This window comes from Oceanibaculum indicum P24 (genome assembly GCF_000299935.1).
Classification (GTDB): Bacteria; Pseudomonadota; Alphaproteobacteria; order Oceanibaculales; family Oceanibaculaceae; genus Oceanibaculum; species Oceanibaculum indicum.
In genome coordinates this window covers 81577-97542 of the sequence record NZ_AMRL01000012.1, presented here as the reverse complement: position 1 = coordinate 97542, position 15966 = coordinate 81577, and the positions used below count along the sequence as shown (strand labels likewise).

Below are 15966 nucleotides of genomic sequence, written 5' to 3'. Positions count from 1 at the left end.
TATAGACGGCAGGGTTTTTGCCGTTCTTGCGGTGTCCTTGCTGGGCGTTTGCGGCCTTCCGGCCACGTCGTCCGCGCAGGGCGTGCAGATATCCATCTCCTGCGGTGCCGTCGGGGTGGAGCTGGAACTGTGCCGCGAAGGCGTTTCCGCCTGGGAGGAGCAGACCGGCAACCGGGTGGAGATCGTCTCCACCCCCAACTCCTCGACCGAGCGGCTGGCACTCTACCAGCAGATGCTGGCGGCCGGTGCCGACGATATCGACGTGTTCCAGATCGACATCGTCTGGCCGGGCATATTGGGCGGCTATTTCATCGACCTTGCGCCCTATAGCGACGGTGCGGAGAAGGCGCATTTCCCGAATCTGATCGAGAATGACACGGTGGATGGAAAGCTGGTGGCGCTGCCCTGGTGGACCGATGCCGGTGTGCTGTTCTACCGCCGTGACCTGCTGGAAAAGCATGATTTCGCGCCGCCGGAAACCTGGGCCGAACTGACCGCCATCGCCGGCACCGTGCAGCAGGCGGAACGCGAGGCCGGCAATGGTGATCTGTGGGGCTATGTCTGGCAGGGGCGGGCCTATGAAGGGCTGACCTGCAACGGGCTGGAATGGATCGATTCCTTCGGCGGCGGCACCATTGTCGCCGATGACGGCACGATCACCGTGAACAATTCGCGCGCGGCGGCGGCACTGGACCTTGCCGCCTCCTGGGTCGGCAGCATCTCCCCCCGCGGCGTGCTGAACTATGACGAGGAGGCCGCGCGCGGCGTGTTCCAGAGCGGCCGAGCCGTCTTCATGCGCAACTGGCCCTATGCCTGGTCGCTGGCACAGGGGCAGGACAGCCCGGTGCGCGGCAAGGTTGGCGTCGTGGCATTGCCCGCCGGATCGCCGGATGGCCAGCGCAGCGCCTGTCTCGGCGGCTGGCATCTGGCGGTATCGCGTTTCTCCGAACATCCGGCGGAGGCGGCCGATCTGGTGCTGTTCCTGACCAGCGCCGAGCGGCAGAAGGTGCGCGCGGTGCGTGGCTCCTACAACCCGACACGCCCGGCGCTCTATGAGGATCAGGAGGTGCTGGGCGTCAGCCCCTTCTTCGATACGCTGTACGAGACCTTCGAGACCGCTAATCCACGTCCGGCGCGGGCAACCGGCACACGCTACAACCGGGTGTCCTTCGCCTTCTCGCGGGCGATCCATGAAATCCTGTCGAAAGGCATCGAGCCCGCACCCCGCCTGGCCGAGCTGGAACGCGACCTGCTCCGGCTCAGCCGTGGCGGCCAGTGGTGAGGAGGGGGCAGAATATGACCAGTGACCTCACCCGCGCTCGCATCCGTTCTGCCTGGCTGTTCTTGGCGCCGATGCTGCTGGTGCTGGCGCTGGTCGCCGCCTGGCCGCTGGCACGCACCTTCTATTTCAGCCTGACCGATGCGGAGCTGTCGCGCTTCGGCGACTACGGCTTCATCGGCCTGGAGAATTTCCTGGCGGAGAGCAGGGGCGTCACCTACGGCATCCTGGCGGACCCGCTCTGGTGGGTTGCGGTCAAGAACACGCTGTTGTTCGCCCTGGTCTCGGTGTTTTTCGAGACGGTGTTCGGCGTCATCATCGCGCTGGTGCTGAATGCCAGCTTTCCCGGCCGGGCGCTGATGCGGGCCGCCGTGCTGATCCCCTGGGCGATCCCGACCGTGGTGTCGGCCAAGATGTGGGCCTGGATGCTGCACGACCAGTTCGGCATCGTGAATGATGCGCTGCTGCGGCTCGGCCTCATCTCGGCGCCGGTGGCCTGGCTGGCCTCCAGCGATCTGGCGCTGTGGTCGGTGGTGGCAGTCGATGTCTGGAAGACAACCCCCTTCGTCGCGCTGATGGTGCTGGCTGCGCTGCAGATGCTGCCACGCGACTGTTACGAGGCGGCCCGCGTGGACGGCATTCATCCGGTGAGGGTGTTCTTCCACGTTACCCTGCCGCTCATCAAGCCGGCGCTGATCGTTGCGGTGATCTTCCGGCTGCTGGATGCGATGCGGGTGTTTGACATCGTGTACATCATGACCGGCAATGCCGAGGCGACGATGACCATGTCGGTCTATGCCCGCCAGCAATTCGTCGATTTCCAGGATGTCGGCTTTGGTTCCGCCGCCTCGACACTGCTGTTCGCCGCCATCGCGCTGCTGACGGTGATCTATCTGATGGCGACCCGCGCCGATCTGGGCGGGAGGGCACGATGACCCGGCTGCTGAAAGGGGCGGGGTTCTGGCTGCTGGTCGCGGCGATCCTGTTCTACCTGCTGTTCCCGTTCTATTACGCGGTGCTGACCTCGCTGAAGAGTGGCTCGGCGGTGTTCCAGGTGTCCTACTGGCCGACAGAACTGGATTTCTCCAACTATGTCCGGGTTTTCACCGAACAGCCTTTCGCGCGGAACATCCTGAACTCGCTTCTGGTGTCTTTCGCTGTGGTGGCGCTGTCGCTGTCGCTGGGGCTGGGGGCGGCCTTCGCGCTCGGGCGGGTGCGATTCCGGGGCCGCTCGACGCTGTTGCTGACCATCCTCGGCGTGTCCATGTTCCCGCAGGTGGCCGTGCTGTCCGGCATGTTCGAGCTGGTGCGCGGCCTGGGCCTCTACAACAATCTGCTGAGCCTGGTGCTGTCCTACCTGATCTTCACCCTGCCATTCACGGTCTGGGTGCTGACTACCTTCATGCGCAACCTGCCGGGCGAGATCGAGGAAGCGGCGATTCTGGAGGGCGCCACGCCCTTCGTGCTGGTTACCCGCATCTTCCTGCCGCTGCTGTGGCCGGCGATGGTGACCACCGGCCTGCTGGCCTTCATCGTCGCCTGGAACGAGTTCCTGTTCGCGCTGACCTTCACGCTGACCAATACGCAGCGCACGGTGCCGGTCGCCATCGCGCTGATCACCGGCGGCAGCGAGCACGAGCTGCCCTGGGGCAACATCATGGCGGCCTCCGTCACCGTCACCGTGCCGCTGATCCTGCTGGTGCTGGTGTTCCAGCGCCGTCTGGTGGCCGGGCTGACGGCTGGCGCGGTCAAGGGATAGGGAAACATGGCGTCCGTCAGACTGGAAAAGCTCCGCAAATCCTTCGGCAGGACCGAGGTGATCCGGGATATCGACCTGGAGATCGCGGATGGCGAGTTCGTCGTCTTCGTCGGCCCGTCGGGCTGCGGCAAGTCCACACTGCTGCGGCTGATTGCCGGGCTGGAAGATGCGACCGGCGGCGATATCTGGATCGGGGAGGACAAGGTGACCGCCACGGAGCCGGCGAAGCGCGGCGTGTCCATGGTGTTCCAGTCCTATGCGCTCTACCCGCATATGACCGTCCGCAAGAACATCGCCTTCGGCCTCAGCCTGTCGGGTGCCGCGAAGGAGACGGTGAATGAACGGGTCGACCGTGTCGCCGGCATGCTGCAGATCGGCGAGTTGCTGGACCGCCGGCCGCGTGAGCTGTCGGGTGGGCAGCGCCAGCGCGTGGCCATCGCCCGCGCCATTGTGCGGGAGCCGCGCGTCTTCCTGTTCGACGAGCCGCTGTCTAACCTCGATGCCGCCTTGCGCGTGCAGACCCGTGTCGAGATTGCGAAGATGCATCAGGATCTGGGCGCCACCATGATCTATGTGACGCACGACCAGGTGGAGGCTATGACGCTGGCCGACCGCATGGTGGTGCTGAATGGCGGCCGGGTGGAACAGGCGGGGAAGCCGGCGGACCTCTACCACAAGCCGGATAATCTGTTCGTCGCGCGCTTCCTGGGGTCGCCGCCGATGAACCTGCTGCCGGTGAAGGCCGGGGCGGCCGGGCTTGATCTGCCGGGCCTGCGCAAGGCGGAGACTCTGGGGGTCCGCTCGGAGGACATCGCCTTTAACGCCGACGGGCCGTTGGAGGCGAAAGTGACGCTGGTGGAGGAGCTGGGCGAGACAAGGCTGGTGCATGCCACGCTGGACGATGGAACAGGACTCGCCTTCCGCCACCGCGAGGACCCGCCGCCAAAGCGGGGCGACAAGGTCAGGCTGGCGCTCGATCCGGCGCGCTGCCATTTGTTCGATAAGGAGGGGAAGCGGCTTTAGCCGATCTTTTTGGCAATCGCTCGGAACACATCCTCGAACATTTCCGGGGTTAGCCGTCCGGTGTTCGTGTTGTAGCGCGAGCAATGGTAGGAATCCGCCAGCAGCACCCCGCCGGGCATCTCATGCAGGGTGCCATGGCCGAAGGGATAGAGCACCTTGCGCACGCCATAGGCGGACAATACGGAGGTATGCGCGATGGAGCCCAGCGCCAGGATGACGCGCAAGCCGGGCAGGGCCGCCAGCTCCGACTTCAGATAGGGCCGGCAGGCATTGATTTCCGCCGGGGTCGGCTTGTTCTGCGGCGGCACACATTTCACTGCATTGGTGATGCGGCAGCCCGTAAGATGCAGCCCGTCGGCGGGATCGCGGCCATACTCGCCCTGCGCCCAGCCGAATTTCACCAGCGTGGGATAGAGCAGGTCGCCGGCATAGTCGCCGGTGAAGGGACGGCCAGTGCGGTTCGCCCCCTTTAACCCGGGGGCCAGCCCGACGATCAGCAGTTTCGCAGAGGCATCGCCGAAGGGCGGGACAGGGGCGTTGAAGAAGCCCTCATGCTTCTGGCGGTTCTCCGCCCGGAACGCGGCCAGCCTGGGGCAGATCTGGCAATCGCGTTCGGGCTGCAGGGCGCCCGGTATCACCGCCGGCCGCCGGTACGGTCCTGGAAGATCACCTCGGCCTCGTCCTCGCCATCCTCATCATCGAAGTCGTCGGGGCCGGCGAAGCGCTCCTGGCGGTCGTCGCGGCGCGGACCCTGATGCTGGCGGGCGATCTCGCCCTCGATATCCATCAGCTCGATGAAGCTGTCGGCCTGACGGCGCAGCTCGTCGGCGACCATCGGCGGGCTGGAGCGAACGGTGCTGACCACGGACACGCGCACACCCTTGCGCTGCACCGCCTCGACGAGCCGGCGGAAATCGCCATCGCCGGAAAACAGCACGATGTGATCGACATGCTCGGCCATTTCCATCACGTCTATGGCCAGCTCGATATCCATGTTGCCCTTCACCTTGCGGCGGCCGCTGGAGTCGGTGAACTCCTTCGTCGGCTTGGTGACCATGGTGTAGCCATTGTAATCCAGCCAGTCGATCAGCGGGCGGATTGGCGAATATTCGGCATCTTCCACCAGCGCCGTGTAGTAAAAGGCGCGAAGCAGACGACCCTTCTGCGAGAAATATCCGAGGAGCTTCTTGTAATCGATGTCGAATCCGAGCGCACGGGCGGCGGCGTAGAGATTCGACCCATCTATGAAGAGGGCGGTTTTTTCTTCTCTGTAAGAGATCATGTCCTGGCTTTCTTGAATATGAGCTTGGTCAAAAGAATTGAAGGTTAAATGCTTGGCTTTAACTTTTTTCTTTTCCCACGAAAATACTGATTTCCCATTTATCTAAGGTGCATAATTGGCTATGGCAAGGGCCGATGTCGGCTTTTGTCATGATGTCGGCAAAGCCGGGAACGGAGAACGGGACGCAATGATTCTGGTGGCGATAGGGTCCAACCTGCCGGGCGCAGGGTTCGATACACCGCGCGCGGTCTGCCTTGCCGCCCTGGAGATGCTGGAGCGTGATCCCGACATCCGGGTTGTCGCGCGGTCCCGGCTGTTCGAAAGCGCGCCGGTGCCGCTGTCGGATCAGCCCTGGTATGCGAATGGCGCCGTGCTTGTGGAAACTGCGCTGCCGCCAGCTGCGCTGCTGGCAAGGCTGCATGAGATCGAAGCGCAGTTCGGGCGCGTGCGGCAGGTCCGTAACGAGGCCCGAGTGCTGGACCTCGATCTGCTGGCCTATCATGATGTGCAGAATGACAGGGCGGAGGTGCCGCCGCTTCTGCCGCATCCACGCCTGCGGGAGCGGGCTTTCGTACTGCGGCCGCTGCTGGACATCGCGCGGGACTGGTGCCATCCCGGCGATAGCAGGGACATTCCCGCGCTGCTGGCGGCCCTGTCGCCCGGGCAGGCGCTTCACCCGATCCGCTAGGCGAGCATTTCTCAAGCTTTCCTTGTGTTGCGGTGCGGCAGCCGCTATATGTTTTCGTTCGTGACGAATTCCTACTTTCCGGAGAGTTGAATGGCCCGCGTTACGGTCGAAGATTGCGTTGAGCGGATTCCTAACCGGTTCGAGCTGGTGATGATGGCCAGCCATCGCGCGCGGCAGATCGCGTCCGGCGGATCGCTGACCATCGAACGGGACAATGACAAGAACCCCGTCGTGGCCCTGCGGGAGATCGCCGACGAGACCATCGAGCTTGAGGTGCTGAGCGAGGCGCTGGTGAAGCGCGAACAGCACACCCAGGAGCCGGATGAGCTGGTCGAGGACGATACGCTGGAGCTGATGGCGAGCGAGTCCGGTATTCTTGGCCCGCAGGGTGCCGATGACCGGCCGCGCGCCGCCGCCGAGGATGACGATTCCGAAGGCGAGGCCGAAGAGGCCGGCGCGCAGTTCGAGGATATCGACGACGATATGCTGCGCGACGAGCGCTGATTTTCTTATGCAAAGCCGGTCCTCCCTGCGCCATCGACATGGCAGGGAGGCCGGCTTTTCTTATATATTATGTATGAAAAGGTCTTCTCGTAACCGGCTGGACGGCGCGCCATGATGCGTCAATACGAATTGGTCGAGCGTGTTCGCTCCTACGATCCGCGTGCGGATGAGGCGAAGCTCGATCGCGCCTACGTCTATGCCATGAAGATGCACGGTTCGCAGAAGCGGGCCTCGGGCGATCCTTATTTCTCCCATCCCATCGAAGTCGCCGGCATCCTGACCGACCTGAAGCTGGATGGCGATTCTATCGTCACCGCGCTGCTGCACGACACCATCGAGGATACTGACGCCACGCTGGCGGATATCGAGCAGCTGTTCGGCAAGGAAGTCGCGCGCCTCGTCGATGGCGTGACGAAGCTGACCCGCATCGAGCTGCAGTCCGACCAGTCCAAGCAGGCGGAGAATTTCCGCAAGCTGGTGCTGGCGATGTCGGAGGATATCCGCGTCCTGCTGGTGAAGCTGGCCGACCGGCTGCACAATATGCGCACGCTGCACTTCGTGAAGAGCGAGGAGAAGCGCCGGCGCATCGCCCTGGAGACGCTGGAAATCTATGCGCCGCTGGCCGAGCGCATCGGCATCCACACCTGGAAGGACGAGCTGCAGGACCTGGCCTTCCGGCAGCTGCATCCCGACGCGCGGGAATCCATCGTCACCCGCCTGGCCTTTCTGCGCGAGCAGGGCGAGCCGCTGGTCAGCCGCATCATTGCCGAACTGAAGAAGCTTCTGGCCGAATATGGCCTACCGGGCATCGAGGTGTCGGGGCGGGAAAAATCGCCCTTCTCCATCTGGGAGAAGATGAAGCGCAAGAATGTCAGCTTCGAGCAGCTCTCCGACATCATGGCGTTCCGCGTCATCGTGGATTCGGTGGAGCATTGCTATCAGGCGCTCGGCATCATCCATGCGCAGTTCCCCACCGTGCCCGGTCGCTTCAAGGATTACATCTCGGTGCCGAAATCGAACGGCTACCGCTCGCTGCACACCGGTGTCATCGGGCCGGAGCGCCAGCGCATCGAGATCCAGATCCGCACGCGCGACATGCACCAGACGGCCGAACTGGGCGTGGCCGCGCACTGGGACTACAAGCAGCACAGCGGCGAGCATCAGAAGGAAGGCCGGAAGTACCGCTGGATACGCGAGCTTCTGGATATTCTGGAGAGTGCGGCCGGTCCCGAGGAGTTTCTTGAGCATACCAAGCTCGAAATGTACCAGGATCAGGTGTTCTGCTTCACGCCCAAGGGCGACCTGATCTCGCTTCCGCGTGGTGCCACCCCCATCGACTTCGCCTATGCCGTCCATTCCGAGATTGGCGACCGCTGCGTCGGCGCGAAGCTGAATGGCCGCCTCGTGCCGCTGCGCGCGCAGCTGAAGAATGGCGACCAGGTGGAGATCGTCACCTCCAAGTCGCAGTCGCCGTCGCCGACCTGGGAAGAATTCGTCGTCACCGGCAAGGCCAAGGCCTGCATCCGCCGCTTCATCCGCCAGCAGAAGCGCGACGAGTTCATGACTCTGGGGCGCACGATCACGGAAAAGGCGTTCCGGCAGGAGGGCATTCCCTTCACCGAAAAGGCGCTGGAGCGCGCGCCGCAGATCTTCAAGCTGGAGAAGCTGGACGATCTGTTCGCGCAGGTGGGCGAAGGGCTGCTGACCGGCCTGCATGTCGTCCACACGCTGTTCCCGGAGACCAAACGCAACCGGCCGGAGGCGAAACCCGCCGACGGCAAGGTGGTGCCGATCGCGCGGGCGCGCAACAAGGCGCGCAGCCGCGATGGCGCGGTCCCGATCCGCGGCCTGATCCCCGGTATGGCGATGCATTTCGCCAAATGCTGCCACCCGCTGCCTGGCGACCGTATCGTCGGCATCGTCACCACCGGCAAGGGGGTGACCATCCACACCATCGACTGTGAGGTGCTGGAGCAGTTCCACGACACTCCGGAACGCTGGCTGGATGTCGCCTGGGACGAGCCGGGCGAGGGGGCGGACCGTCATGTCGGCCGGCTGTCGGTCATCATCTCGAACGAGCCCGGCAGCCTTGGCAATTTGACCATGACCATCGGCAAGAATCGCGGCAATATCAATAATCTGAAGATTACCAACCGCTCGCAGGACTTCTTTGACATTCTGGTTGATGTCGAGGTTGAGGATGTGAAGCACCTGACCAACATCATCGCCGCGCTGCGCGCCAGCCCGATGATCAACTCCGTTGACCGCGCCCGGGGTTAGCGCTCAAAGACCGCGATTGTCCTGATGACATCGCTGGATGCGCGGCAGGCCTGCGGCAGGCGGGGCCTGCATGGCCTTTCCAATATCGGCTCCCTCATCATATCCTTGGCATTCCATTCGACCTGCGGAGAATGACCATGTCGGCCAATGCTGCTATCCGCCATCTGCGACTTGGCGTGAACATCGACCATGTGGCGACCATCCGTAATGCGCGCGGCGGCGGTCATCCCGATCCGGTGCGGGCGGCGAAGCAGGCCGCGCAGGCGGGTGCTGACGGCATCACCGCGCATCTGCGCGAGGACCGGCGCCACATCTCCGACAAGGATATCGACCGGCTGGTGGGGGAGATCGACCTGCCGCTGAACCTGGAGATGGCGGCAACGGAGGAGATGCTGGCCATCGCCTTGCGTCACAAGCCGCATGCTGCCTGCATCGTGCCGGAAAAACGTACCGAGGTGACGACCGAGGGCGGGCTGGATGCCGCCCGGCTGAAGGGCGAGCTGATGCGCTATACGCAGGAGCTGGGCGCTGCCGGCATCCGGGTGTCGCTGTTCATCGAGCCGGAGACGGCGCAGCTGGAGGCTGCTGTGGCCCTCGGCGCGCCGGTGGTGGAGCTGCATACCGGTGCCTATTGCGAGGCAACCGGGGCGGAGCGTGACCGCCATCTGGCCCGCATCGTTGCCGCCGCCCGGAAGGCGGAGGAGCTGGGGCTGGAATGCCATGCCGGCCATGGCCTCAGCTTCGATACGGTAGGGCCGGTGGCCGCCATCCCGACGATCCACGAGCTGAATATCGGCCATTTCCTGATCGGCGAGGCGATCTTCAGCGGGCTGGACAGCGCCATCAAGCGCATGCGCTCGCTGATGGACAAGGCCCGCGCCGAGGCGATTGGCGAACGCTCGGCCTGATCGCATTCTTTTGCCTGCAACCTTGTGATAGGGGCGCTTTTCGGGCATATGCTTGGGAAGCTCGTCCTTCGCCTTCCGCGAAGGCTATCCCCAACAGCATGGTTCTGGCACAGTGAGCAAATCTGGAGGGATCGGCGAAACGATCCGCACAGTCGTTTATGCGATACTCATCGCGCTTGGTATCCGCACTTTCGCCTACGAGCCGTTCAACATCCCGTCGGGGTCGATGATCCCGACCCTGCTGGTGGGCGATTACCTGTTTGTCAGCAAGTTTTCCTACGGCTACAGCCGCTATTCGCTGCCCTTCGGTCTGCCGCTGATCCCAGGGCGTATCCTGTTCACCGAGCCGGAGCGCGGCGATGTCGTGGTGTTCAAGCTGCCGCGCGATAACGAGACCGACTACATCAAGCGCATCGTCGGCCTGCCGGGGGATCGCATCCGCATGGTTGATGGCCGGCTCTACATCAATAATGAGCTGGTGAAGCGCGAACGGATCGAGGATTTCGTGCCGGAGGAGGCGCCCAACGTCCGCGTGACACAGTTTATCGAGACGCTGCCGAATGGCCGTCGCCACCGCATCCTCGAACGGTCGGACAATGGCATGCTGGACAACACGCCGGAATATGTCGTTCCGGCCGGCCATTATTTCGGCATGGGCGACAATCGCGACGATTCGGTGGACAGCCGCGTGCTGGCCGGCGTCGGCTATATTCCGCGCGAGAATCTGGTGGGCCGGGCGGATGTGCTGTTCTTCTCCACCAACGGCACGGCAGCCTTGTGGGAAATCTGGAAATGGCCCTTCGCGATCCGGTACGATCGGCTGTTCGATGGAATCCGCTGACCGGATGGCTTGACCATGGCGCAGGGCGCCACTGACACCGATATAGAGACGCTCTCTGCACGGCTGGGGCATGATTTCGCACGGCCGGCGTTGCTGACCGAGGCGCTGACCCATCTGAGCGCTACGGAGCGCCGCTCGGCGGCCTATGAGCGGCTGGAATTCCTGGGCGACCGGGTACTGGGGCTGGTCGTCGCTGAGGCGCTGTTGGAACGTTTCCCGAAGGAACGTGAGGGCGACATCGCCAAGCGGCATGTCGGGCTGGTGCGGCGCGAGGCGCTGGCCCAGGTGGCCAGGACAATCCGGCTGGGCGATCATCTGAAGCTGTCGCGCAGCGAGGCCGATGCCGGCGGGCGCGACAATGATGCGCTGCTGGCGGATGCGCTGGAGGCGGTCATCGCTGCCCTCTACCTCGATGGCGGGCTGGAGGCGGCCCGAAGCTTCGTGCTGCGCGAGTGGGAAGTGCAACTGGCGGATTCCGGCCGCCCGCCGCAGGATGCCAAGACGGGTCTGCAGGAATGGGCGCAGGGGCGGGGGCTGCCGCTGCCCAGCTACCGCGAGGTCGGGCGGGAAGGGCCGGCACACCAGCCGGTCTTCACCGTCGAGGTGACGGTGAAGGGCCAGGAACCAGCCGAGGGTACCGGCCCCTCGAAACGTGTTGCGGAACAGCAGGCAGCGCAGGCGCTGCTCGACAGGGTGACAAAGGGAAAAGGCACATGACCGACACAGCGGCTCCGGCCGGTACGCGCTGCGGCTATGTCGCGCTGGTCGGCGCGCCGAATGCCGGCAAATCCACGCTGATGAACGCGCTGATCGGCGGCAAGGTGTCCATCGTCAGCCCAAAGGTGCAGACCACCCGCACGCGGGTCACCGGCATCATCGCGGAAGGTGACAGCCAGATCATCTTCGTCGATACACCGGGCATCTTCGTGCCGAAGCGGCGGCTGGACCGCGCGATGGTGCGCGCCGCCTGGGACGGGGCGAAGGACGCGGACCGGATCGTGCTGCTGGTCGATGCCTCGCAGGCCCGGCTGGATGAGGATAGCGAGCGGATTATCGCCGAGCTTGAGAAGTCCGGCCAGACGGCCATGCTGGCGCTGAACAAGATCGACCTTGTGAAGCACCGTGAGGTCCTGCTGGCCAGGGCTCAGGCGCTGAATGAACGCTTCCCCTTCACCCGGATTTTCATGATCTCGGCGGCGACGGGTGACGGCATTGCCGATCTGCGCGCCCATCTCGCCGGCGAGATGCCGGAAGGACCGTGGCTCTATCCCGAGGATGAGATGACCGACATGCCGCTGCGCCTGCTGGCGGCGGAGGTCACCCGCGAGAAGCTGTTCCTGAACTACCATCAGGAAGTCCCTTACGGCCTCACCGTCGAGACCGAGAAGTGGGAGGATTTCAAGGACGGGTCGGTGAAGATCGACCAGACCATCTATGTCCAGCGCGACAACCACAAGGCCATCGTGCTGGGCAAGGGCGGGCAGGCGATCCGCCGGGTGCGCGAACAGTCACAAAGCGAGCTGGAAGCGATGATGGAGCGCAAGGTGCATCTCTTCCTGTTTGTGAAGGTCCGCGAATCCTGGGATGAGGACCCGGAGCGCTTCAAGCCCTGGGGGCTGGAATGGAACGCGTGAGCGGCCTGGCGACACCAGCTGACTGATGGACTGGACCGACGACGGAATCGTGCTGAGTACGCGGCCGCATGGCGAAGGCTCACTCGTCCTGTCGCTGCTGACAGTGGATCGTGGCCGCCATGCCGGGTTGGTGCGCGGCGGCGGATCGGGGCGCCAGCGCGGCATGTTCCAGCCGGGCAATCTGGTCCGGGCGAGCTGGCGGGCGCGCCTGGCTGAGCATCTGGGCAATTACAGCTGCGAGCTGCTACAGGCTCATGCCGCGGCCTATCTGGAAGACCCGCTGAAGCTCTCTGCGCTGGCCTCGGCCTGCGCCGTCGCCGATGGCGCGCTGGCCGAGCGGGAGCCGCATCCGGCGGTCTATGAGGGGTTGCTGGCGCTGATCGGGCTGCTGGACAGCGCGGTCTGGGCCGCCGCCTATGTGAAATGGGAAACCGGCCTGCTAGCCGATCTGGGCTTTGGGCTCGATCTTTCGCGCTGCGCCGCCACCGGCCTGAACGACGACCTGGCTTATGTCAGCCCGCGCACCGGCCGCGCGGTGTCGCTGTCGGCGGGCGAGCCTTACCGCGACCGGCTGCTGCGGCTGCCGGGCTTCCTGATCGGCCGAGGCGACGACACGCCGGAGGAAATACTGCACGGGCTGGATCTCACCGGCTTCTTTCTGGACCGGCATGTGTTCGGCCTGAATCATAAGCCGCTGCCGGCGGCGCGCATACGATTCATTGACCGGCTGCGGCAGTCGGCTACTATATCTGGTGGAGGTGTGACCGAATGACCAAGAGCCAGACAACCGGCGAAATCCGCGATACAGGCCTGGCGGAGGCGCTCAGCGAGCGCTACCTGTCCTATGCGCTCTCGACCATCATGTCGCGGTCGCTGCCCGATGTGCGCGACGGGCTGAAGCCGGTGCATCGCCGCCTGCTGTTCGCCATGCGCCAGCTGGGGCTGGTATCCAGCCAGGGACACAAGAAGTCGGCCCGCGTGGTCGGCGATGTCATCGGTAAATATCACCCGCATGGCGATTCGGCGATCTATGACGCGCTGGTCCGTCTGGCGCAGGATTTCGCGCAGCGCTATCCGCTGATCGACGGGCAGGGCAATTTCGGCAATATCGACGGCGATAACGCGGCGGCCATGCGGTACACCGAGGCGCGGCTGACACCGGTGGCCGAGCTGCTGCTGGAAGGCATCGACGAGGATGCCGTCGATTTCCGCCAGACCTACGACGGTGAGACGGAGGAGCCGGTGGTGCTGCCGGCGGCCTTCCCGAACCTGCTCGCCAATGGCAGCCAGGGCATCGCGGTCGGCATGGCGACAAGCATTCCGCCGCATAATGTGGCGGAGCTGTGCGGCGCGCTTAGCCATATCGTGAAGGAAGAGATGCTGGGCGGCGGCGGCCCGGTCTCCACGGCGTCGCTGCTGGCCCATATCAAGGGTCCGGACTTCCCGACCGGCGGGTCGATCGCCGAGGCGCCGGAGGCGATCCTGCAGGCCTATGAGACGGGGCGCGGCAGTTTCCGCGTGCGCGCCCGCTGGCAGGTCGAGAAGCTGAATCACGGGCTGTTCCAGATCGTCGTCACGGAAATTCCCTATCAGGTGCAGAAGTCCCGCCTGGTCGAGAAAATCGCCGAGCTGATGCAGGCGAAGAAGCTGGCCATGCTGGGCGATGTGCGCGACGAATCGACTGCCGATGTGCGCCTGGTGCTGGAGCCGAAATCGCGCAATGTCGATCCCGCCGTGCTGATGGAGAGCCTGTTCCGGCAGACCGAACTGGAAAACCGCATTTCGCTGAACATGAACCTGCTGGACCGCGAAGGCGTGCCCCGGGTCATGACCCTGCGCGAGGTACTGCGCGACTATCTGGCGCATCGCGAGGAGGTGCTGCGGCGCCGGACCGCGCACCGGCTGGAGCATATCGCGCGCCGGCTGGAAATCCTGGGCGGCTACCTGATTGCCTATCTGAACCTGGATGAGGTGATCCGCATCATCCGCGAGGAGGATGAGCCGAAGCAGGAGCTGATGACCCGCTTCGATCTGTCCGACCTGCAGGCCGAATCGATCCTCAACATGCGGCTGCGTGCCCTGCGCAAGCTGGAGGAAATCGAGATCCGCAAGGAGTTCGATGCGCTGACGGAAGAGCAGGCCGACCTCACCGACCTGATGGCGAAGGAACCCCGGCGCTGGAAGATCGTCGGCAAGCAGATCGCCGATCTGCAGAAGCGTTTCGGCCAGGATACGGCGCTGGGCAAGCGCCGCACCGACATCGAAGGCCCGCCCTCGGAAACGGTGGTCCCGCTGGAGGCGATGGTCGAGCGCGAGCCGGTGACCGTGCTGTGTTCCGCCAAGGGCTGGGTGCGCGCGCTGCGCGGCCACAATCTCGATGTTGCGGAGACCAAGTACAAGGAAGGGGACGAGGCGCGCTTCGCCATCCCCTGCGAGACGACGGACAAGCTGCTGGTGTTCACCGCCGATGGCCGGTTCTTCACCATCGGCGTGGACAAGCTGCCACGGGGCAGGGGCTTCGGCGAGCCGATCCGGCTGATGATTGATCTGGCGCAGGACAAGGACATTGTCGCCCTGATGGTCCACAAGCCGGGCCGCAGGCTGCTTGTGGCCTCCGATGACGGGCGCGGCTTCCTGGTGAAGGAAGAGGATGTGCTGGCGCAGACCCGCACCGGCCGGCAGGTCGTGAATCCGGGCGATGGGGCGTCGGCCACCATCTGCATCCCGGCGGAGGGTGACAGCGTTGCCGTGGTCGGCAGCAACCGCAAGCTGCTGATCTTCGCGCTGGAGGAAATCCCGGAGATGCAGCGCGGGCGCGGCGTGATCCTGCAGAAATATGCCGGTGGCAAGCTGACCGACGTGAAGGTGTTCAACCTGGCAGACGGCATCAGCTGGACCCTGAATGGCGGCCGGGTGCGGACCGAGACGGATCTGCTGACCTGGCGCATGAAGCGTGCCGGGGCAGGCCGCCTGGTGCCGCGCGGCTTCCCGCAGAACAATCGCTTCAACTGACGGCGCGCCGGCGCTATAAGGCCGGAACTTTCCGGCTGCAAGCCGGGCGTAAACGGGAGACATAAAAGATGACGAGCATGACCGGATCTCAGGCGCTGGTGCAGCGCTATTGGCCCGCGCGCGAACAGGCCGGAATGGCGCAGGGCGCTATCCGGGCGCTGGCACTGATCGCCTTCGGCAGCCTGTTCCTGGCCGTCATGGCGCAGGTGAAGGTACCGATGTGGCCGGTGCCGATCACCTTCCAGACCTTCGCCGTCCTGCTGCTGGGCCTGACCTATGGCGCGCGGCTGGGCACCGCGACCATTCTGGCGCATGTCGCGCAGGGTGCCATGGGCCTGCCGGTCTTTGCCGGTGGTGCGGGCGGCATCGCCGTGCTGATGGGGCCTACCGGCGGCTATATTGCCGGCTTCGTGCTGGCAGTCATGCTGACCGGCTGGCTGGCGGATCGCGGCTGGTCGCGGCGCATCCTGCCGGCCATCGCCGCACTGGTGCTGGGCAACCTGGCGATCTATGCGCTGGGGACCGGCTATCTGAACAGTGCCTTCATTGGCGACTGGCAGAAGACCCTGGCGGTCGGCGTTCTGCCCTTCCTGGTGGGCGATGCGCTGAAGATCGCCCTGGCGGTTTCGGTGCTGCAGCTGGGATGGCGCAGCCGGAATTGAAGCGATTGAAAGGCCCCGCATCAGTCGGGGCCTTTCTCTTATGGCTTTTTCAACGCCATTTCGCTAAATAGCTGCGCATAATATATCGCTGCAT

Annotated in this window: 16 protein-coding genes; 14 read left to right on the top strand and 2 right to left on the bottom strand. The window is 64.5% G+C overall.

Annotated features, from left to right (window positions below; translation table 11 throughout):
* Nucleotides 1–82: 82 nt before the first annotated feature.
* The 4 genes from P24_RS10865 to P24_RS10850 are packed head-to-tail and all read left to right on the top strand — an operon-like array spanning nt 83 to nt 4061.
* Nucleotides 83–1282, top strand: a complete 1200-nt coding sequence (locus P24_RS10865; protein ID WP_237740189.1) for an ABC transporter substrate-binding protein — start codon at nt 83–85, stop codon at nt 1280–1282.
* A 14-nt stretch (nt 1283–1296) separates the two neighbouring features.
* The gene (locus P24_RS10860; protein ID WP_008944767.1) at nt 1297–2214 is read left to right on the top strand and encodes a carbohydrate ABC transporter permease; all 918 of its coding nucleotides are present in this window, start codon (nt 1297–1299) and stop codon (nt 2212–2214) included.
* The gene (locus P24_RS10855; RefSeq protein WP_008944766.1) at nt 2211–3038 is read left to right on the top strand and encodes a carbohydrate ABC transporter permease; all 828 of its coding nucleotides are present in this window, start codon (nt 2211–2213) and stop codon (nt 3036–3038) included. The genes P24_RS10860 and P24_RS10855 overlap by 4 nt, the downstream gene beginning before the upstream one ends.
* Nucleotides 3039–3044: 6 nt before the next feature.
* On the top strand, nt 3045–4061 hold the full coding sequence (locus P24_RS10850; protein WP_008944765.1) for an ABC transporter ATP-binding protein: 1017 nt from the start codon (nt 3045–3047) through the stop codon (nt 4059–4061).
* Here the strand turns inward: P24_RS10850 and P24_RS10845 are convergent.
* Together P24_RS10845 and P24_RS10840 are read right to left on the bottom strand one after the other, a co-directional pair.
* On the bottom strand, nt 4058–4699 hold the full coding sequence (locus P24_RS10845) for a uracil-DNA glycosylase (protein ID WP_008944764.1): 642 nt from the start codon (nt 4697–4699) through the stop codon (nt 4058–4060). The two genes, P24_RS10850 and P24_RS10845, sit on opposite strands and share 4 nt — an antisense overlap.
* Entirely contained in the window at nt 4696–5343 is a 648-nt protein-coding gene (locus P24_RS10840) for a LabA-like NYN domain-containing protein (protein WP_008944763.1), read from the bottom strand. Before P24_RS10840 ends, P24_RS10845 begins: the two co-directional genes overlap by 4 nt.
* A gap of 187 nt (nt 5344–5530) precedes the next feature.
* On the opposite strand from P24_RS10840, the gene folK reads away from it, so the two are divergent.
* From folK to P24_RS10790, 10 genes are all read left to right on the top strand, one after another.
* Nucleotides 5531–6031 (top strand): 2-amino-4-hydroxy-6-hydroxymethyldihydropteridine diphosphokinase, encoded by a 501-nt coding sequence (folK, locus tag P24_RS10835; protein ID WP_008944762.1) that lies wholly within the window; start codon nt 5531–5533, stop codon nt 6029–6031.
* A gap of 90 nt (nt 6032–6121) precedes the next feature.
* Nucleotides 6122–6535 (top strand): DNA-directed RNA polymerase subunit omega, encoded by a 414-nt coding sequence (gene rpoZ, locus P24_RS10830; protein ID WP_008944761.1) that lies wholly within the window; start codon nt 6122–6124, stop codon nt 6533–6535.
* A 111-nt stretch (nt 6536–6646) separates the two neighbouring features.
* Complete coding sequence (locus P24_RS10825; RefSeq protein ID WP_008944760.1) at nt 6647–8815, top strand: RelA/SpoT family protein; 2169 nt, start codon at nt 6647–6649, stop codon at nt 8813–8815.
* A 137-nt stretch (nt 8816–8952) separates the two neighbouring features.
* Nucleotides 8953–9723, top strand: a complete 771-nt coding sequence (locus P24_RS10820) for a pyridoxine 5'-phosphate synthase (protein ID WP_008944759.1) — start codon at nt 8953–8955, stop codon at nt 9721–9723.
* Nucleotides 9724–9835: 112 nt separating this feature from the next.
* Entirely contained in the window at nt 9836–10564 is a 729-nt protein-coding gene (gene lepB, locus P24_RS10815; RefSeq protein ID WP_008944758.1) for a signal peptidase I, read from the top strand.
* Nucleotides 10565–10579: 15 nt separating this feature from the next.
* Nucleotides 10580–11281 carry a ribonuclease III gene (rnc, locus tag P24_RS10810; RefSeq protein WP_008944757.1) on the top strand — a complete coding sequence of 234 codons (702 nt, stop codon included), beginning with the start codon at nt 10580–10582 and terminating at the stop codon, nt 11279–11281.
* Nucleotides 11278–12198 (top strand): GTPase Era, encoded by a 921-nt coding sequence (gene era, locus P24_RS10805; RefSeq protein ID WP_008944756.1) that lies wholly within the window; start codon nt 11278–11280, stop codon nt 12196–12198. The genes rnc and era overlap by 4 nt, the downstream gene beginning before the upstream one ends.
* A 25-nt stretch (nt 12199–12223) precedes the next feature.
* Entirely contained in the window at nt 12224–12970 is a 747-nt protein-coding gene (recO, locus tag P24_RS10800) for a DNA repair protein RecO (protein WP_008944755.1), read from the top strand.
* On the top strand, nt 12967–15210 hold the full coding sequence (gene parC, locus P24_RS10795) for a DNA topoisomerase IV subunit A (protein WP_008944754.1): 2244 nt from the start codon (nt 12967–12969) through the stop codon (nt 15208–15210). Before recO ends, parC begins: the two co-directional genes overlap by 4 nt.
* Nucleotides 15211–15278: 68 nt before the next feature.
* Entirely contained in the window at nt 15279–15872 is a 594-nt protein-coding gene (locus P24_RS10790) for a biotin transporter BioY (protein WP_202802385.1), read from the top strand.
* Nucleotides 15873–15966 lie beyond the last annotated feature (94 nt).